Origin of the sequence: Streptomyces sp. NPDC048352 (genome assembly GCF_040651895.1) — a bacterium.
Taxonomy (GTDB): Bacteria; Actinomycetota; Actinomycetes; order Streptomycetales; family Streptomycetaceae; genus Streptomyces.
In genome coordinates this window covers 1-18,547 of the sequence record NZ_JBEZKZ010000107.1, presented here as the reverse complement: position 1 = coordinate 18,547, position 18,547 = coordinate 1, and the positions used below count along the sequence as shown (strand labels likewise).

The window sequence follows — 18,547 nt, the reverse complement described above, 5'->3', positions numbered from 1 at the left end:
GGAGCCGCGGGGGCCGTCGTACGCGGCCGGCCGCGCCTCGACGGGCAGCCCGGCGGCGGCCCACGCGGGCAGGCCCCCGTCCAGCACGGCCGCCCGGTCGAACCCCGCCGCGCGCAGCATCCACCAGGCGCGGGCGCTGGAGTAGACCCCGGCGGCGTCGTACACGACGACGGTGTCGCCGTCGTCGACCCCGAGGGCCCGCAGCGCCTCGGTGAAGTCCTCCGGGGAGGGCATCGTGTGCGGGGACGCCGCCGCGTGGTCGGAGAGGGCGCCGTCGAGGTCGAAGGGGCGTGCGGCGGGGATCCTGGCGGGGGCTCCGCGGTGGGCCCCGACGGAGGCGTCGAAGACCACGACGTCTCCGAGCCGGGCGGCCAGCCAGTGCGCCCCGACGAGGGGGCCGGGTATGTCGGTTGCGGGCACGGGGACCTCCGGGGGGGCGGAACGGAACGACCCCCCATGGTGCCCCTCCTCCTGCCGTCGGGCCCGGGGCGAGCTCGCGACGCCGCTGCGCGGAACGATCCCCGACCCGCCCTTCGCCCGTTCCCCGGGCCCGGCCCGGACCCGCGCCTCAAACGCCGGCGGGGCTGGTTGTGCCGGCGCCTGTCATGCGCCTGCGGACCGTTTCCCGGGGGCCAGCCCCCGGACCCCCGCGCCTCAAACGCCGGCGAGGCTGGAAGTGGCTGCGACACGGAGGGGGCGGGGGCGGGGTGGGGTGTTGTCCGGGACTAAAACGAGATGAATTCGGCGCGAGGTACCGCTCCCCCACCACACCCGGAACAGGCGCCGAACATCGAAGCCCGTCCCGGACGACACCCCACCCCGCCCCCGACCCCGACCCACGACACCCCGCCCACCCGCACCCCGCCCAACGGGCCAACCCCGGCCCACGGCACCCCGCCAACCCCACCCCCGCCCGGCCAGGGCAACGGCAGGGGTCAGTCGCAGGAGCCCCCGCGGGCGTACAGCGCCACGCGGGCGCCGTGGGTCTGCGTCATCCAGCAGCGCTCGAACGCCCCCGCCGCCAGCGCCTCCCGCTTCGCCACCTCCGCCGGGTACGGGTCCAGCGGCTGGTCCGCCGGGTCCATCAGGGCGATCACCCTCGGAGAGGCCAGCACCGCCTCCCGGATGCCCTCCGGCGGCAGTTCGGTGCCCTGGAGGGTGCGGGAGTCCCCCGGGGAGCGGGCCAGCGCCACGTCCCGCAGGGCCCCGTACACCCCCGGCGAGGACAGCAGCCACTCCCGCCGCCGTGAGGGCATGAACAGCACCGCGTCCCCCGCCCGCCCCCGCTCCCGCACCACCGCGGCCACCGCCAGCGCGTCGTCCTTGCGCGCCTCCGGGGTCCGCAGCCACGCCGACCACACCCCGAGCGGCACCACCAGCACCCCCGCCAGCACGCACGGCCACCACCCCCGGGCCCGCGCCCGCGCGAACCGCGCCCCCGCGAGCACCGCCAAGCCGGCCAGGGCGTACAGGACGTACCGGTCGACGTACCACGGGTGCACCAGCGAGACCACCATCAGCACCCCCGGCGGCAGCAGGGCGAGCGGCACGGCGAGCGGCACGGCGGCCCGGACCGGCTCCCGGTCCGCGGCGCCCCGCACCAGCAGCCCGACCCCCGCCACCAGCACCCCGTACGCCGCCCAGTCCTGCCACGACGGCCGCCCGAGCCAGCCCAGCTGCGCCTGCGCCTGCCGGGCGCTCACCCAGGCCAGCGGCAGCAGCCCGACGGCGACCGCCCCGGCCGCCCACCGCCAGCCCCGCGCCCTCCACCCGGCGACGGCGTGCGCCGGCAGGGCGAGTACGGCGAACTCGTGCAGCCAGCAGCCCAGCAGGAGCACCCCCGCGTAGGCCGCCCACCGCTCGCGCAGCATCAGGTACGTCGCCCACACCACGGCCGCCGCGACCAGTGCGTACGAGCGCCCCTCCTGGGCGTACATCTGCACGGGCGGGAGCACGGCGTAGGCGGTGCCGGCGATCAGTGCGGCCCGCTCGCCCGCCAGCCGGTGGGCCACCGCGGCCACGCCGGCGGCGGCGAGGGCCGTGCCGGCGACGGACGGCAGCCGCAGCGCCCACAGGCCGCCGTCCCACACGGCGAAGACGCCGTGCATCAGCAGGTAGTAGAGCCCGTGGACGGCGTCGACCCGGCCGAGCAGTTCCGCCAGGCCGCCGAGGGGCCGGTGCGCGACCTGCCAGGTGGTGGACTCGTCGCGCCACATGCTGCCGCCACCGCCGCCGCGCGGCAGCCCCCACAGCCCGAGGAGCAGGGCGGTCAGCGGGGGCAGCGCGCGCCAGGGGGTGATGCGGCGGATGACGGCCTCCGGGGTGCTTTCCGTTGCGGTGCGGGCACTCCATACTCGGGGTTCGGCCGGAGTACCTGCGGAGGTGGGTGTGCGAGCGATCCGAGCGGGCGGTGTCGCGGCGGCGGTGCTGCTGGGCGTGGTGCTGGCCGGGTGCGGTGGCGGCGGCTCCGGCGGGACGCCCGAGGCGACGGCGGCGCCGACGGCCACGGCCTCCGCGTCCGCGTCCCCCTCCGCCTCGGCCCCGCCACCGCCGGCGACCACGGCACCCCCGGCGCCCGACCCCGACGCGACCCCCACCCCCGATGCCCGGACCCTGGTCCGCGTCACCCGCAGCGGCGGGTTCGCCGGTCAGACCCGCACCGTCGTCGTCAACGGCGCCGGCTCCTGGACCCTTCTGGACGGCCAGGCCCGTGACCTGCGGTCCGGGCGGCTCTCCCCCGCCGCCCTGGAGGCCCTGCGCACCGCCCTGCGGGAGGCGGACTTCGCGCACCTGCCCCGCGTGGCGACGGCCGATCCGCCGGTCTACGACGGGTTCACGTACGCCTTCGTGCACGGCGGTTTCGAGGTGGCCGCCGACCAGACGGCGCTGGCGCCGGGGCTCCGGAAGGTGCTGGAGGCGCTTCCGGGATTCGACGCGACGGGATGAATCTATGATTCCGGTTAACCTCCGGTCCTGTCCGAACCCCGCATAGCCGCAGGCCGGTGCCTCCTCTACGCTGCACCCCATCACGCGGGATCTTCAGGGGCGGGACATGGAACTGACACACAGCACCCACAACGGCGCCGCGGCCACACCAGGTGCCCAGCGGCGCGTGCTCGTGGTCGAGGACGACCGCACCATCGCCGACGCCATCGCGGCCCGGCTGCGGGCCGAGGGCTTCCAGGTGCAGACGGCGTACGACGGGCCGGCCGCGGTCGCGGCCGCCGAGAGCTGGCAGCCCGAGCTGCTGGTGCTGGACGTCATGCTGCCCGGCTTCGACGGGCTGGAGGTCTGCCGCCGGGTCCAGGCGCAGCGGCCGGTCCCGGTGCTCATGCTCACGGCCCGGGACGACGAGACCGACATGCTGGTCGGCCTCGGGGTCGGGGCCGACGACTACATGACGAAGCCGTTCTCCATGCGCGAGCTGGCCGCGCGGGTCCACGTACTGCTGCGCCGGGTGGAGCGGGCCACGCTGGCCGCGACCGCTCCGCGCGGGGCGACGCTGCGGCTGGGCGACCTGGAGATCGACCACGCGCAGCGCAGGGTGCGGGTGCAGGCGGAGGACGTGCACCTGACGCCGACCGAGTTCGACCTGCTGGTGTGCCTGGCGGGGACGCCGCGGGCGGTGCTGTCGCGCGAGCAGCTGCTGGCGGAGGTGTGGGACTGGGCCGACGCGTCCGGGACCCGTACGGTCGACAGCCACATCAAGGCCCTGCGCCGGAAGATCGGCGCGGACCGGATCCGTACCGTCCACGGCGTCGGGTACGCCCTGGAGACCCCGGCGCAGGCGTGAGCGGGCCGCAGCGCGGGCCCGGGCTGCGGCCCTACTCGCCGTTCTCGATCAAGACGAAGCTCGGCATGCTCGTCGTGGTCTCGGTGTTCATCACCACGGGGCTGCTGATGGTGGCCCTGCGCACGGCCACGGAGCTGCGGTTCATCACCGTCTTCTCGGTGATCGCCTCGATGCTGATCACCCAGTTCGTGGCGCACGGTCTGACGGCCCCGCTGGACGAGATGACGACGGTGGCCCGGGCGATCTCCCACGGCGACTACACGCGCCGGGTGCGCGGCGCGGGCCGCCGCGACGAGCTCGGCGATCTGGCGTCGACGATCAACCGGATGGCCGACGATCTGGAGGCCGAGGACAGGCACCGTCGAGAACTGGTCGCGAACGTCTCGCACGAGCTGCGCACGCCGATCGCGGCGCTGCGGGCGGTGCTGGAGAACGTGGTGGACGGGGTCTCGCAGGCCGATCCGGAGACCATGCGGACCATGCTGAAGCAGGCCGAGCGGCTGGGCCGGCTGGTGGACACGCTGCTGGACCTGTCCCGGGTGGACAACGGGGTGGTGCCGCTGAAGGCGCGCCGTTTCGAGGTGTGGCCGTACCTGTCGGGGGTGCTGAAGGAGTCGGGGCTGGCGGCCGCGGGGCGGCCGGGGCTGGCGTCCGGTTCGGGCGGGCACACCCGCAACGACGTCCACCTGCACCTGGACGTGCACCCGCCGGAGCTCACCGCGTACGCGGATGCGGAGCGGCTGCACCAGGTGGTGGCGAACCTGATCGACAACGCGGTCAAGCACAGCCCGGCACACGGCCGGGTGACGGTCCGCGCCCGGGTCGGGGAGGCGCCGGGGAGCCTGGCGCTGGAGGTGGTCGACGAGGGTCCGGGGATCCCGGAGTCCGAGCGCCACCGGGTCTTCGAGCGGTTCAACCGGGGTTCCGCCGGAGGCGGGGACGGGGGCGGCGACGGGGGCACCGGGCTGGGCCTGGCGATCGCCCGCTGGGCCGTCGGCCTGCACGGGGGGCACATCGGCGTGGCCGAATCGTCACGGGGCTGCCGGATCCTCGTCACCCTTCCGGGCAGCTCGCAGGTGCCGTCTTGACGTAGGGTTCGAGTGGGAAGGACATGATCTCGGCCACACGTGCCCGGGGTCGTCAGGGGTGCGAGGCCTAGGGGGTCGCAACCTGGCTGTCCCCTACCCGAACCACGCTTGTTTCCCGCCATTCCGATGGGTGAAACCCGCCGTTCGGTGTGACCTGCGCGACGGAAGTCCCGCCCGGCCTGCATCCCACGCCCTGGGAGGCGTAGCCTTTATCCCCGCTGTCCATACCTTGTGAAGCGGAAGAGGGCGGTTGCCGCCGTGTCGCCACAGTCCCCCAGTAACCCGAGCACCACGACCGACGCAGCAGAGGGCGGGAAGAACCCCGCCTCAGGCTTCGGCGCGAATGAGTGGCTCGTCGACGAGATCTATCAGCAGTACCTCCAGGACCCGAATTCGGTCGACCGGGCCTGGTGGGACTTCTTCGCCGACTACAAGCCGGGGGGCGCTGCCGCTCCGGTGAAGGCCGATGAACCCAGCAGGACCCCGACGACGGACGGCGCCTCCGCACAGGCCGCCACCGCCACCGCCGGGGTCCCGAAGGCCGTGGACGCCGCCGCGGGGGCGGCGCCCTCCGCCGCGGGCGTCGGCTCCACCGGAGCGGCTGCCGCCGCGCCGAACGCCGCCGCCGCGCCCACACCTGTGTCAGCTCCTGCCCCTGCTCCTGCCACCCCCTCTGGTGCCCCTGCTGTGACTGTCACCTCCCAGGCCCCGGCCGCCGCACCGGCCGCGCCCGCCCCCTCCGCTCCCGCAGCCCCCAAGCAGGCCGCGCCCGCCACCGAGGCCCCCGCGGGCCCCGAGCTGGTGACGCTCCGCGGCCCGGCTGCCGCCGTGGCGAAGAACATGAACGCCTCCCTCGATGTGCCGACGGCCACGTCCGTCCGCGCCGTCCCGGTGAAGCTGCTGTTCGACAACCGCATCGTCATCAACAACCACCTCAAGCGCGCCCGGGGCGGGAAGATCTCCTTCACCCACCTCATCGGCTACGCGATGGTGCAGGCCATCAAGGCCATGCCGTCCATGAACTACTCCTTCGCGGAGAAGGACGGCAAGCCGACCCTGGTCAAGCCGGAGCACGTGAACTTCGGCCTCGCGATCGACCTGGTGAAGGCCAACGGCGACCGCCAGCTCGTCGTCGCCGGCATCAAGAAGGCCGAGACCCTCAACTTCTTCGAGTTCTGGCAGGCCTACGAGGACATCGTGCGCCGCGCCCGCGTCGGCAAGCTGACGATGGACGACTTCACCGGCGTCACCGTCTCGCTGACCAACCCCGGCGGCCTGGGCACCGTCCACTCCGTGCCCCGCCTGATGCCCGGACAGTCGGTCATCATGGGCGTCGGCTCCATGGACTACCCCGCCGAGTTCCAGGGCACCTCGCAGGACACCCTGAACAAGCTGGGCATCTCCAAGGTCATGACCCTGACCTCGACCTACGACCACCGGGTCATCCAGGGCGCGGCCTCCGGCGAGTTCCTGCGCATCGTCGCGAACCTGCTCCTCGGCGAGGACGGCTTCTACGACTCCGTCTTCGAGTCGCTGCGGATCCCGTACGAGCCGGTCCGCTGGAACCGCGACATCGACGCCTCGCACGACGACGACGTCACCAAGGCCGCCCGCGTCTTCGAGCTGATCCACTCCTACCGGGTCCGCGGCCACGTCATGGCCGACACCGACCCGCTGGAGTACAAGCAGCGCAAGCACCCCGACCTCGACATCACCGAGCACGGGCTCACCCTGTGGGACCTGGAGCGCGAGTTCGCGGTCGGCGGCTTCTCCGGCAAGTCGATGATGAAGCTGCGCGACATCCTCGGCGTGCTGCGCGACTCGTACTGCCGCACCACCGGCGTCGAGTTCATGCACATCCAGGACCCGAAGCAGCGCCGCTGGATCCAGGACCGCATCGAGCGTCCGCACACCAAGCCGGAGCGCGAGGAGCAGCTGCGCATCCTGCGCCGCCTGAACGCCGCCGAGGCGTTCGAGACCTTCCTGCAGACGAAGTACGTCGGCCAGAAGCGGTTCTCGCTGGAGGGCGGCGAGTCCGTCATCCCGCTGCTCGACGCCGTCATCGACTCGGCCGCCGAGGCCCGCCTCGAAGAGGTCGTCATCGGCATGGCCCACCGCGGCCGCCTGAACGTCCTGGCGAACATCGTCGGCAAGTCGTACGCGCAGATCTTCCGCGAGTTCGAGGGCAACCTCGACCCGAAGTCCATGCACGGCTCCGGCGACGTCAAGTACCACCTGGGCGCCGAGGGCACCTTCACCGGCCTGGACGGCGAGCAGATCAAGGTCTCGCTCGTCGCCAACCCCTCCCACCTGGAGGCGGTCGACCCGGTCCTGGAGGGTGTCGCCCGCGCCAAGCAGGACGTCATCAACAAGGGCGGCACGGACTTCACGGTCCTTCCGCTGGCCCTGCACGGTGACGCGGCCTTCGCCGGCCAGGGCGTGGTCGCCGAGACGCTGAACATGTCGCAGCTGCGCGGCTACCGCACCGGCGGCACCGTCCACGTCGTGATCAACAACCAGGTCGGCTTCACCGCCGCCCCGGAGTCCTCGCGTTCCTCGATGTACGCGACCGACGTGGCCCGCATGATCGAGGCGCCGATCTTCCACGTGAACGGCGACGACCCGGAGGCCGTGGTCCGCGTCGCGCGGCTCGCCTTCGAGTTCCGCCAGGCGTTCAACAAGGACGTGGTCATCGACCTCATCTGCTACCGCCGCCGCGGCCACAACGAGTCCGACAACCCGGCGTTCACCCAGCCGCTGATGTACGACCTGATCGACAAGAAGCGCTCGGTGCGCAAGCTGTACACCGAGTCCCTCATCGGTCGCGGCGACATCACGCTGGAAGAGGCCGAGCAGGCCCTCCAGGACTTCCAGGGCCAGCTGGAGAAGGTCTTCGCGGAGGTCCGCGAGGCCGCCACGCAGCCCGCGGTCTCCGCGCCGGCCCCGGCCGCGCAGGGCGAGTTCCCGGTCGCCGTGAACACGGCGATCTCGCAGGACGTCGTCAAGCGCATCGCCGAGTCCCAGGTCAACATCCCCGAGGGCGTCACCGTCCACCCGCGTCTGCTGCCCCAGCTGCAGCGCCGCGCGGCGATGATCGACGACGGCACCATCGACTGGGGCATGGGCGAGACCCTGGCCTTCGGCTCGCTGCTGATGGAGGGCACCCCGGTCCGGCTGTCCGGCCAGGACTCCCGCCGCGGTACGTTCGGCCAGCGCCACGCGGTCCTCATCGACCGGGAGACCGGCGAGGACTACACCCCGCTGCTGTACCTGTCGGACGACCAGGCCCGCTACAACGTCTACGACTCGCTGCTCTCCGAGTACGCGGCCATGGGCTTCGAGTACGGCTACTCGCTGGCCCGTCCGGACGCGCTCGTGCTGTGGGAGGCCCAGTTCGGTGACTTCGTCAACGGCGCGCAGACCGTCGTCGACGAGTTCATCTCCTCGGCCGAGCAGAAGTGGGGCCAGACCTCCGGCGTCACGCTGCTGCTGCCGCACGGCTACGAGGGCCAGGGCCCGGACCACTCGTCCGCGCGCCCCGAGCGCTTCCTGCAGATGTGCGCGCAGGACAACATGACGGTCGCGATGCCGACCCTGCCGTCTAACTACTTCCACCTGCTGCGCTGGCAGGTCCACAACCCGCACCACAAGCCGCTGATCGTCTTCACCCCGAAGTCGATGCTGCGCCTGAAGGCGGCGGCGTCGAAGGCGGAGGAGTTCACGAGCGGTTCCTTCCGTCCGGTCATCGGCGACAGCACGGTGGACCCGAACGCGGTCCGCAAGGTCGTCTTCTGCGCGGGCAAGGTCTACTACGACCTGGAGGCCGAGCGGGAGAAGCGCGGCATCACGGACACCGCGATCATCCGCATCGAGCGGCTGTACCCGCTGCCGGGCGCCGAACTCCAGGCGGAGATCGCCAAGTTCCCGAACGCGGCGAAGTACATCTGGGCGCAGGAGGAGCCGGCGAACCAGGGTGCGTGGCCGTTCATCGCGCTGAACCTGATCGACCACCTCGACCTGGCGGTCGGCGCCGACATCCCGGCGGGCGAGCGGCTGCGCCGCGTCTCGCGCCCGCACGGCTCGTCGCCGGCGGTGGGTTCCGCCAAGCGGCACCAGGCGGAGCAGCAGCTGCTGATGGACGAGGTCTTCGAGGCGTAGTCGCCAACGCGACCTGCACATGACGGAAGGCCCGGCCCCCCCCACCTGGGGGCCGGGCCTTCCTGCGTGGCGCAGCAAAACCCGGCCGCGCCGGCGGGGCCGAAGTGGCGCGGGGTGCCCGGCCAGGGCTACGGCTGGGGTTCGAAGTCCCAGTAGGGGCGGGTCTGCTGGCGGGCGGAGACCGTGTGGACGTGCTGCGGGCCCAGGGTGCGGGTGAGGGCCTTCAGGCCGGCCTCCTCGTGCCGGGAGGCCTCCGCGTCCTCGCGGACCGCGCGGAGGTCCGCCGCCAGGGCGATCCGGGCGCTCAGCGTCATCGGGTGGTCCGGCCCCAGGACCTGCGCGCAGCCGCGCAGGTTCTCCCGGCTGAGGTCCAGCGCCGCTTCCAGGCGGCCGGTGATGTTGCGGTGGCCGGTGGCGTTGAGGGCGCAGCCCAGGGTCCAGGGGTGCCGGTCGCCCAGGGCGCCCCGCATGCCGACCAGGGCCTGTTCGGCCAGGTTCAGGGCCTCCGTCCGCTCGCCCTGGGCGCGCAGCACCAGGGCCAGGTTGCCGACCGTGCCGATGCTGTACGGGTGGGCGAGGCCGAGCTGCGACTGGTAGCCGCGTACGACCTCCTCGGAGATCCGGCGGGCCTCATCGATGTCCCCGTACTCGCGCAGGTAGGTCGCGTAGTCGGAGGCGACCATCAGGGTCCAGGGGAACTCCGCGCCGAACACCCGGGTGGAGCGCTCCAGGACGCTGCGCAGCCGGGATCCGGCGCCGGGGATGTCACCGGTGCGGCGCAGGCACTGGCCGAGGTTGTGTTCGGCGCGCAGGGTCTGGGGGTGGTTGGTGCCGAGGACCTGCACGTGCAGTTTGAGGCCCTGCTCCTGGCGGGCCAGGGCCTCGCGGTAGCGGCCCATCAGGCGCAGGCCCATGGCGCAGCCGATGCCGGAGGAGAGGGTGGCGATGTGCCGGACCCGCAGGACGCGTTCGCGGCGGCGCAGGGTGTCCAGGTCGGTGTCGTAGGCCTCCTGGTAGCGGCCGAGGAGGCGCAGGACGACGGCGACGTTGTTCTGGGCGCCGAGGGTGGTGGAGTCGTCCTCGCCGAGGAGTTCGCGGTAGGTGGCGAAGGCGTGCTCCAGCAGTTCCCGGGCCCGGTCGAACTTGGCCGTGCTGAGCAGGACCCCGGCGTAGGTGCTGGTGGCGCGCAGGGTCTCCAGGTCGCGGTCGCCGCGTTCGGCGAGGAGGCGGTCGGCGACGGAGCGGGCGAGGGTCTCGGCCCGGCGGAAGTGGCCGAGCATGCGCAGGGCGCCGCCGTAGTGGTAGCTGAGCTCGCGGACCTGGTCGTGGTCGTCACCGAGCATGGCCCGCCAGATGGCGTCGGTCTGTTCGGACAGCCGCAGGCAGGTGCGGTACTCGCCGGCGAGGATCAGGTAGCGCAGGCAGTGCAGCAGGAAGTTCTGGATGCGCGGGTTGCTGCTGGTGAGCACCCCCGCGTGGTCGAGGTGCGGGATGAGTTCGGCGTAGCGGGGCCAGAGGCGGGAGTCGGCGGGGCGGCCCGGGTCGGCGGCGGCGAGGACGCGGCGGACGGCGCGGGAGAGCCGGCCGGCTTCGTCCTCGGCGAGGTTCTCGCGGACGATGTTGTGGACCATGCGGTGCAGTTGGACGGTCTCCAGGCCGCCGCCCTCCTCGACGGAGAGGTCGGAGTACTCCAGGCGGACCACGGAGAACTGGACGAGCTTGTTGAGGGCCGCGTTCCAGCGGATCTGGTCGCCCAGGATCCCGGCGAGGTGCTCGGGGACGCCTTCGGCGGGGAACTCGCGCAGCAGGCGCAGCGGGACCCGCCCCGGGGCGAAGAAGACGAACAGCCGCAGCAGCGCGAGGGCGTCGGGGAAGTTGTCCCGTACGTTGTTGAGGAGTATCGCCAGCGCGGTCGGGAAGGGCAGCGGGTAGTCGTCGGAGAGGGTGACGGCCTCGTGGGAGTCGAGCCGGTGCTGGAGCAGGTCGAGGTACTCGCCGACGCCGAGGGGCGAGTCGGCGAGCCAGCCGGCCGTCTGGTCGAGGGCGAGGGGGTAGTCCTCCAGCGCTTCGGCGAGCTGGTCGGCCTCGTCCCGGGTCAGGCGCTGGGCGCGGCGGCGGATGAAGGTGACGGACTCGGGGCGGGCGTAGAGGGGGACTTCCACGAGGCTGGTGTGCCGGGCGGCCCATTCGCGGTTGCGGGAGGTGATGATGACGTCGCCGGCGCCCGAGGGCAGCAGGTCGGTGAGGTCGTCGGGGTGGTCGCAGCCGTCGAAGACCAGCAGCCAGCGGTGGTACGGGGAGCCGCGCCGCAGCGCCTCCAGCACGGCCCGGATCTGCTCGCCGTAGCTGCCCGACCCGAGCGGCAGGCCGAGCTCGGGGGCCAGGTCGGCGAGCCGCTCGCGCAGGGTGGGCCGGTCCTCGGCGGGCACCCACCACACCACGTCGTACTCGGAGGCGAAGCGGTACGCGTACTCGGTGGCGACCTGCGTCTTGCCGACTCCGGAGAGCCCCAGCAGGGTGACGGTGGAGGCGCCGGGCGGGGCCTCGGTGAGGGCGTCGCGGAGCCGGCCGATGACGTCGTTGCGGCCGGTGAAGCGGGGGTTGCGGCGCGGGACGCGGCCCCAGACCTCGGGCGGGTCGTTGGGGAAGCGGGGGCCTCGGCGGCCGCTCTCGGTGCCGATCCGGTCGGTGGGCAGCTCCAGCCGGCGCAGGACGCGGTACTCCGCCTCGTAGGCGTCCAGGCCCCACAGGTCGGTCTTCCCCAGCGCGGCCACGGCACTGGGCAGCGGCGCGTCGGTGAGGCAGACCGCGGCGAACCGGTCGGGGTGGGCCTCGGTGACGGTGCGCAGGGCCGCGTTCCACTCCTCGTCGGTGTAGGTGCCGGCGGAGAAGTAGCGCTCGCTGAGCACCACGAGGACCTTGCCGCCCGCCCGGGCCAGGTCGTCGAGGGCCGCGGTGAGGCCGGGGCCGGTCTGCGGGTCCCAGCGCTGGAGGGCGACGCGGTGCCCGTGCTCCTCCAGCCGGTGGGCGATCCACACCGCCCAGGGCCGGTTGAAGCCCGCGAAGCTGATGACGAAGCGCTGCGCCGGGGCGGCTCCGTCGCGGTCGTGACGCATGGCGGTACCGGTCATGCGGCCGTCTCCCTGGGGTCCGTGCGGTGGACGGGGTGCGGTGCGGTGCGCTTGAAGGTACCGCAGCGGACGGGGCGTCATACCCCCACGAACGGGGCGAGTTCGGGGTGTGCCTCGCACCAGGCGCGGCGTTCGCGCTCCAGGGTGCGGCGGGCGGTGGCGTGCTGGTCGCCGGGCGGCGGGGTGGCGTCCATGGCCCGCTCGGCGGCGGCCATCCCGTCGACGAACTCCCGCCCGGTGACGGTGAGCGCGGGGTGCGCCCGCAGGGCGGGCAGGACGGCGGCGACCTGGGCGCGGACCCGGGCGTGCTGGGCCCAGGCGCCGCGGGCCCCGTACAGGGCGGCGTGCTGCCAGTACCCGGCGAGGGCCAGGTGGGCGTAGGCCCCGTGCAGCAGCCCTTCCAGCGGGCGGGGGTCCCGGCGCCAGGGCGCCCAGTGGCGGGGCGTGCGGTCGGCGGTGTGCAGGGTGAGGACGTCGGTGAGGGCGGTGAGCTTGCCGTGCTGCACCTCGTGGACCAGGGTCGCGGCCAGGGCGGGCGGGGCCTGCGCGCGGGCCAGTACGGAGCCGGCGGCGGCGGGCAGGGTGGCGCCGCTGGAGCGGGCGCCGCCGGCCAGCGGGACCACGGAGCGCAGCAGCTGGCCGATCTCCTCGGCGCGCGCGGAGTCGTAGCGGCCCAGCAGGGTGAGGGCGCCGGACCACTGGATGTCCCAGCGCTTGTGGCCCTTGGGGGTGAGCCGGCGGGCCGGCCGGACGGGGGGCGCGCCGGTGGCGGGGTCCGGCGGCGCGACCCGATAGGGGTCGAGGTCGTCGAGGGCCGTCGGGCCGCCGCCGGGCAGGGCGTGCAGCGGGACGACGTCGGCGGTGGCCCAGGAGCGTTCGGTCAGGGCGAGCCGGCCGGGCCGCTGGGGGCGCAGCAGGCCCAGGGTGGGCAGGACGAGGCGGCCGTTGACGGGGCGCAGGGTGGCCTTGAAGCCGATCCCGGCGCGCAGCGCGGCCGCGACGGCGAGCGCCCCGAGGTGGCCGAGGTCGGGCGGCGGGCCCTCGGGGGCGTGCAGGCGGCGCAGGGTCTCCTCGGCCCAGACGCCGGTGGCGGGGTAGTGCAGTACGTCGTGCACGGCGTCCGGGTCCTGGCGTTCGGCCTCTTCGAGCAGCGCCCAGTACTCGGCGGCCTCCGGGCCGGGGGCGGCGTCGAGTACGGCCCGCAGCAGGAGCAGCCGCTTGGAGCGGCGCACGTCGCGCACGAGGCGGCTGCCCTCGGCGGAGGGCTCGGTGGAGGCGAGGGCGCGCAGGGTGTGGGAGCTGACGGAGAACGGGGCGAGGTCGGCGGGAGCGGCCGGCGGCGGGGAGGCGTCGGGACCGGTGCGGGGGGCGGGGAGGCCGGTGGTGGCGGTGCTGGTCGTGCCGGGGCCGGGGCCTGTGCCGGTGGTGCCGGTCGTGCCGGTGCTGGTGCCGTCGGTCATGATGCGGCCCGCCCGGTGGTGGTGGCGGCCTCGTGCAGGGCGCGGGCGATGTGCCGGATGACGGCCTGGAGGTCGGCGCAGTACACCGACGGCTGGCGGAAGCCCTCCCCCGCCCGGTAGCGGTGCGGGTAGTGCCCGCCGCCGCACACCTCGACCAGCTCGCAGGCCCGGCAGCCGGCCGCGAGGGCGTCCCGGCCGAGCTGGCGGGCGGCGAAGCCGGGGTGGTCGAGCAGCTCGTCGAAGCTGTGGCCCTCCAGGGTCATCCCGGTCGCGGCGGCCCCTTCGTAGGCGGACTTCAGCGAATCGGCCTGTTCGATGCTGCCGTCGGTCTCGATGACGGCGGTGGTGACGGGCGCCAGGCCCAGGGTCTCGGTGGCGGCGGGCAGTCCGAGCAGCAGTGCGATGACCTCCTCGAAGATGCGGATCCGGGTGCGCCGCACCCCGTCGTGCCACCAGCGTTCGAAGACGGCGAGGAGCCAGTCCCCGTACGGGGTCCCGTGCCCGGGCCGGCCCGGCGGCGGGGTGCTCCAGTTGGCCAGCGGCAGCAGCAGGCCGATGCTCGGCGGGGCGAAGGCGAGCAGGGACTCGTACGTCTCCACCGGGTCCTGGGCGATGTCCACCACGCACAGCACCCCCGCGTAGCTCTCGGGATGCCGGGCCAGGAGCCGCAGCCCGTGGGCGGCGGCGTCGAAGGCGGGCCGGCCGGCGTGGTCGACGCGGCGCCCGTTGTGGGCGGGCAGGCCGCCGTCCAGGCTGACGCCGACCCGGATCCCGGCCGCGGCCAGCTCGGCGAGCCGGGCGGAGGTCAGCAGGGTGCCGTTGGTCTGGACGCCGGCGGTGACCCGGGTGCGGGGCGCGCGCCGGGCCACGGCGGCGCGTACCGCCTCGACGGGGGCGGCCAGGGCGGAGGGCGCCGCGAGGAGGGGCTCGCCGCCGTGCAGGACGAGGTCGACGCGGGACAGGTCGTGGGCGGCGGCGTGCTCCGCGATCCGCTCGGCGGCGCGCTGGGCGGTGGGGGGGGCCTTGGCGGCGGGGCGGGTGCGCCAGCTCCGGTCGGCCATCTCGTAGACGTAGCAGTAGGTGCAGGCGAGGTTGCAGCGGCTGTGCGTCTTGAGCACGAACTGGCGGATCGGCTGCGGCCGGTGGCCGGCGGCGCGCAGGCCGGCGACGTCGAGCCGGGCGTACGGCCAGCGGGCGTGGCGTGCGTGACCTGCGAGGGTCCGGTGCGCGGGCAGCGCGGGACCGCTCGTGATCGCTTGGCTCATCGCCTGTACCTCTCGCTGCGGACGGTCCATCCCTGCCCTCCGCGCGGGCCCGGCTAACGGCGGAAAGTGGTCAACTCCGGCACGCGGCGGGGCCGTCAGGCGACCCCCGAGTCGAACGCGTTGAGGATTTCCGCGGGGTGCGTGACCCGGTCCACCAGGCCGGCGATGACCTCGGCGAGCACGGGGTGGTCGATGCCGCGCAGGGCGGCGAGGTCGATTCCGGAGAGGTCCGGGAGCCCGGGCCGCGGCCCGGGGCACGGGCCGGTCGGTGGCGCTGCCGTTTCCTGACGTCCGGTCACCATGGGCTGCCCGTCCCCTTGTCGTGTGCGGTGTGCTCTGCCGGTGTGCGGTGTGCGGTGTGCTTCGCCGGTGGGTGGTGTGCGGTGTGTGCGTGTGCCGGGCCCGGGGGTGGTGGTCCTGTGGTCCACCACCCTTTCCCTGCGCCCGCCGGGGGGAAACGGCTCAGGGACCCGCCTCCAGGGCCCGCATGCGGTCCAGGACGGCCCGGGCCCGCTCGCCGTCCGGCAGGCCCTGGCGCTGCCAGAGCTCCAGGGCCGCGCGGTACGCGTCCAGGGCGGCGCGGGGGCGGGCGAGCCGCTCCAGCACCTCGCCGCGCAACTCCTGGACCCGGGCGGCGAGCTGGAGCGCCGGGCGGGCGTCGCGGGCGGCCCGGTCGGTGTCACGGGGGGCCTGGTCGGCCTCCAGCGCGGCGCGCCAGGCCCGGCGGTATGAGTCCGCCGCCCGGTCGAGGCGGTCGGCGGTGCGGGTGTGGGCGTGGATCTCCTGCTGCACGTCGCCGTGCTCCCGCCAGGCACGGGCCCGCTCCAGCGGGAGGTGGCCCTGCCGCCCGGCCAGCTCCAGCAGGTACTCCGCCTCCCGGAGGTCGACCAGGTCGCCCTCGTAGGCGTGCCGCAGCCGCAGCCCGGTGGCCAGCCGCATCAGCCGGTACGCCGCCCCGGGGTCGGACTGGGGCACCGCGGCGCGGCTCTCGCGCAGCACCCGTACGGCGGTGGAGGCGAAGGGACGCCCGTCCGCGGCCCGCGCCCGGTCCAGGAGTACGTCGCCCCACTCGGGCAGCAGCTCCCGGAAGGCCTCCCCGTCCCGGGGGATCAGCCGCCGGGCCCGGCCGTACGCCTCGGCCGCCTCCTCCAGGGCCGCCGGGTCCGCGTCGCGCGCGTACCGCGCCCGGTGCACCCGGGCCAGGCCCAGCAGGGCGGCCAGCCGCAGCCCGGACTCGCCGGTGGCCTCCTCCAGGCCCCGCGCCAGCTGCCCGGCCGCCTCCTCCAGCCGGGCGGGCAGGTACCGCAGCGCCCCGGCCAGCTCGACCCGGACCCGCACGACGAGCCGCCGCCGCGCCGCGCCGGCCGGCCGCACCGGGCCCCACGCAGGCCCGCCGAAGCCACCCCCGGGCGGGGGCCCCGGCCGGGGCGAGGCCCCCGGGCCGGGTCCGGCGGTGGGCACGGAACCGTGGTCGGGAGGAGGCGTGGCCGGGACTTCGGCTCCGGGTACGCCGACCACGGGGCCGGAGCCGTAAGCCCGATCGGAAGCCCCCTCCGCCCCTGGGCCGGAGGCCGGAGCGGGGTCGTGCCTGGAACCAGCCCCCGAGGCACCCAGACCACCGGACCCGGAAGCCTGGTCGGGGACCCGGTCCGACACCGCTCCGGACGCCCGACCCGCGGCGGCAGCCGGCCCGGAACCGGGCGTCCCGGCCGAGCGGCCCGGGCCGGAGCCGGAGCCGGACCCGGACCCGGATCCCGGACCAGCGTCGGAGCCGGAAGCCCGGCCGGGGAACCCCTCCGCCCCCGGGCCGGAGGCCGGCGCGGGGGCATGCCCGGAACCGGCCCGGCCGGCCGAAGCACCCGGGCCGGCACTCGACCCGGGAGCCTCGTCGGGATCCCGGCCCGACACCGCCCCGGAGGCCCGGCCCGCGGCGGCAGCCGGCCCGGACCCGGAGCCCGAAGCGGCCGCGCCCCCCGCGCGGTACGGGCCGCCCGGACCCGCGGCCCCGTCGGTGTCCGACCCGGGGCCGGAACCCGAGGCCGAGCCGGAGTCGGCGGCCGGCCCCGGGCCGACACCGCCCCCGGGGGCCGACGGAACGGCGGAGGCCGAGCCGGAGTCGGCGGCCGGGCCCGCGGTGCGCGCCTCGGCCGGTCCGGAACGGTCCGCCCCGGAGCCCTCGGCGGGGTCGCGCCCCGGCCCGGGGCTCGGCGGCGGGGGGAGGAGGGTCGTCAGGGCCGTTGTCAGGGTGGTGGCCGCCTGTTCCGCCAGGGCGGTGCGTTCGGCCGGGTCCGGGGTGCGCGGGAGCAGGGCCACCAGTACGCGCCCCAGGGCCAGCAGCAGTTCGGGGTCCGCCGCCCCGCTCCCGGAGGCCAGCGGCTCCAGCGCCGCCCGTGCCTCGCGCAGCGGGCCGGCGTCGTCGCGCAGCGCGCTCAGCCGGATCAGGGTCCGGGCCCGGTGCACGCCGCAGTCGCGCCGCAGCTCCGGTCCGGCGGCCGCCGCGCCCGCGGCCGCGAACTCCCGGTCGGCGGCGGTCAAAAGCTCCGGCGCGGGGCCCGCGGCCACCGCCCGCTCGTACAGCACCCGCCCCAGCGCGGCCCGGCCGGCGGCGGTGCGCAGCCCGGTGGCGGCCCGTTCGGCCTCGCCGAGGAGTTCGGGGTCGCGTTGGACGGCCCACAGCCGCAGCAGCACCCCGGCGAGTTCCGTCTCGGCCTCCTCGGGCGGGTCTCCGGCTCCGGGCGGGGCGGCCACGGCCCGGCGCAGCAGGGCGGCGGCCTCGTACAGGGGTCCGGCGTCCGCGTCGGCCGTGCGCACCGCGAGCCGTTCCCGGGCCGCGCGGAGCGCCCGGGCACGGCCGGCCGGCGGGTCGGCGACCGCCACCGGTGCCGGCGGGGGCGCCGGGATCTCCTCGGGCGGGCCCGGCAGGTAGCGGCGTACGACCTTCGCCGAGACCTGCGCGAAGGCCTGCGGGAGCCGCCCCGGCGGCACCCGGCCCCCCTCCGGCGTGGCGTCCGGCCCGGTCGCCGGAGCGGTGTCCGGGTCCGCGTCCGGGTCCAGGTCCGCGTCCGGGCCGGCGTCCGCCGGCTCCCCGGTGAGCTGTGCGACGGCCAGCGCGGGGAAGTTGCGCACGCCCCGGCCGAAGTGCGCCCGTACGTACTCCGAGCAGTGCTTGAGGACCAGCGCGGCCTCGTCCCGCCCCAGCGGACCCAGCAGCACCTCCTGCACCCCCGGCACGAACTCGTACCACTGCCCGGGGGTTTCCCCGCTGCGCCGCAGCAGCCCGCCGAGCAGGACCTCCGCCAGGTCGGAGGGCTCCGAGTCGGGCAGCATCGTGCGCTGCACCAGCCTCATCACGGGCAGGGTCAGCGGCGCCGCCGACAGGTACACGGCGAGCTGGACGGCGCCGGGCGCGGCCGAGGAGCGGAAGCGGCGCACCAGTTCGTGCGGCGGCCGGCCGGTGGGCGGCAGCGGGACGGGGGCGGCGGGGTGGCGGGCGAGCACCCGGCCCACCTCGGCGGGGACGGGCCCGGTGCCGAGCCCGGCGACGAGCCGTGCCCAAGCCCCGAGGGCGGTGGCGTTCGGCGGGAGCACGGGCACGGTGAGGCCGCCGGTGGGCCGGCCGGGCCGGGGCGGCCGCAGGGGCCGGAAACGCAGC

At 75.3% G+C, this 18,547-nt stretch carries 10 protein-coding genes and 1 pseudogene; 4 read left to right on the top strand and 7 right to left on the bottom strand.

The features are described from left to right. Together AB0D45_RS32345 and AB0D45_RS32340 are read right to left on the bottom strand one after the other, a co-directional pair. Nucleotides 1-420 (bottom strand): rhodanese-like domain-containing protein (locus tag AB0D45_RS32345; RefSeq protein WP_362465759.1); only part of this gene is annotated, 420 nt, incomplete at its 3' end. A gap of 515 nt (nucleotides 421-935) precedes the next feature. Continuing rightward, a complete protein-coding gene (locus AB0D45_RS32340) occupies nucleotides 936-2,216 on the bottom strand; it encodes a glycosyltransferase family 39 protein (protein ID WP_362465756.1) in 1,281 nt (426 codons plus the stop codon). 172 nt (nucleotides 2,217-2,388) lie between these two features. Here AB0D45_RS32340 and AB0D45_RS32335 point away from each other — a divergent pair, with 172 nt between their 5' ends. The 4 genes from AB0D45_RS32335 to AB0D45_RS32320 all read left to right on the top strand — a co-directional run bounded on the left by AB0D45_RS32335 (nucleotide 2,389) and on the right by AB0D45_RS32320 (nucleotide 9,039). Then, the gene (locus AB0D45_RS32335; protein WP_362465753.1) at nucleotides 2,389-2,946 is read left to right on the top strand and encodes a hypothetical protein; all 558 of its coding nucleotides are present in this window, start codon (nucleotides 2,389-2,391) and stop codon (nucleotides 2,944-2,946) included. A gap of 106 nt (nucleotides 2,947-3,052) precedes the next feature. Continuing rightward, nucleotides 3,053-3,793 (top strand): response regulator transcription factor, encoded by a 741-nt coding sequence (locus tag AB0D45_RS32330; protein WP_361607436.1) that lies wholly within the window; start codon nucleotides 3,053-3,055, stop codon nucleotides 3,791-3,793. A gap of 65 nt (nucleotides 3,794-3,858) precedes the next feature. Further along, entirely contained in the window at nucleotides 3,859-4,881 is a 1,023-nt protein-coding gene (locus AB0D45_RS32325; RefSeq protein WP_362465762.1) for an ATP-binding protein, read from the top strand. Nucleotides 4,882-5,139: 258 nt separating this feature from the next. After that, nucleotides 5,140-9,039, top strand: coding sequence for a multifunctional oxoglutarate decarboxylase/oxoglutarate dehydrogenase thiamine pyrophosphate-binding subunit/dihydrolipoyllysine-residue succinyltransferase subunit (locus tag AB0D45_RS32320; RefSeq protein ID WP_361607431.1), 3,900 nt, complete (start codon nucleotides 5,140-5,142; stop codon nucleotides 9,037-9,039). A 128-nt stretch (nucleotides 9,040-9,167) separates the two neighbouring features. On the opposite strand, the gene fxsT is transcribed toward AB0D45_RS32320, so the two are convergent. From fxsT to AB0D45_RS32295, 5 genes and pseudogenes are all read right to left on the bottom strand, one after another. Continuing rightward, nucleotides 9,168-12,170 carry an FxSxx-COOH system tetratricopeptide repeat protein gene (gene fxsT / locus AB0D45_RS32315; protein WP_362465750.1) on the bottom strand — a complete coding sequence of 1,001 codons (3,003 nt, stop codon included), beginning with the start codon at nucleotides 12,168-12,170 and terminating at the stop codon, nucleotides 9,168-9,170. A gap of 77 nt (nucleotides 12,171-12,247) precedes the next feature. Beyond that, on the bottom strand, nucleotides 12,248-13,630 hold the full coding sequence (locus AB0D45_RS32310; RefSeq protein WP_362465747.1) for an HEXXH motif domain-containing protein: 1,383 nt from the start codon (nucleotides 13,628-13,630) through the stop codon (nucleotides 12,248-12,250). Then, nucleotides 13,627-14,895: an FxsB family cyclophane-forming radical SAM/SPASM peptide maturase gene (locus tag AB0D45_RS32305; RefSeq protein WP_362465744.1), complete on the bottom strand. Its 1,269-nt coding sequence runs from the start codon at nucleotides 14,893-14,895 to the stop codon at nucleotides 13,627-13,629. The genes AB0D45_RS32310 and AB0D45_RS32305 overlap by 4 nt, the downstream gene beginning before the upstream one ends. 95 nt (nucleotides 14,896-14,990) lie before the next feature. After that, nucleotides 14,991-15,197 (bottom strand): FxSxx-COOH cyclophane-containing RiPP peptide, encoded by a 207-nt coding sequence (gene fxsA / locus AB0D45_RS32300; protein ID WP_361607419.1) that lies wholly within the window; start codon nucleotides 15,195-15,197, stop codon nucleotides 14,991-14,993. A gap of 160 nt (nucleotides 15,198-15,357) precedes the next feature. Then, nucleotides 15,358-18,547 (bottom strand): annotated as a pseudogene (locus tag AB0D45_RS32295) (hypothetical protein); the annotation flags it as partial.

Excerpts from the sequence above, each read along its gene's own strand:
- AB0D45_RS32330 (WP_361607436.1), top strand. The coding sequence starts at position 3,053 with ATGGAACTGACACACAGCACCCACAACGGCGCCGCGGCCACACCAGGT.
- AB0D45_RS32310 (WP_362465747.1), bottom strand. The coding sequence starts at position 13,630 with ATGACCGACGGCACCAGCACCGGCACGACCGGCACCACCGGCACAGGC.
- fxsA (WP_361607419.1), bottom strand. The coding sequence starts at position 15,197 with ATGGTGACCGGACGTCAGGAAACGGCAGCGCCACCGACCGGCCCGTGC.
- fxsT (WP_362465750.1), bottom strand. The coding sequence starts at position 12,170 with ATGACCGGTACCGCCATGCGTCACGACCGCGACGGAGCCGCCCCGGCG.
- AB0D45_RS32305 (WP_362465744.1), bottom strand. The coding sequence starts at position 14,895 with ATGAGCCAAGCGATCACGAGCGGTCCCGCGCTGCCCGCGCACCGGACC.
- AB0D45_RS32340 (WP_362465756.1), bottom strand. The coding sequence starts at position 2,216 with ATGTGGCGCGACGAGTCCACCACCTGGCAGGTCGCGCACCGGCCCCTC.
- AB0D45_RS32325 (WP_362465762.1), top strand. The coding sequence starts at position 3,859 with ATGCTCGTCGTGGTCTCGGTGTTCATCACCACGGGGCTGCTGATGGTG.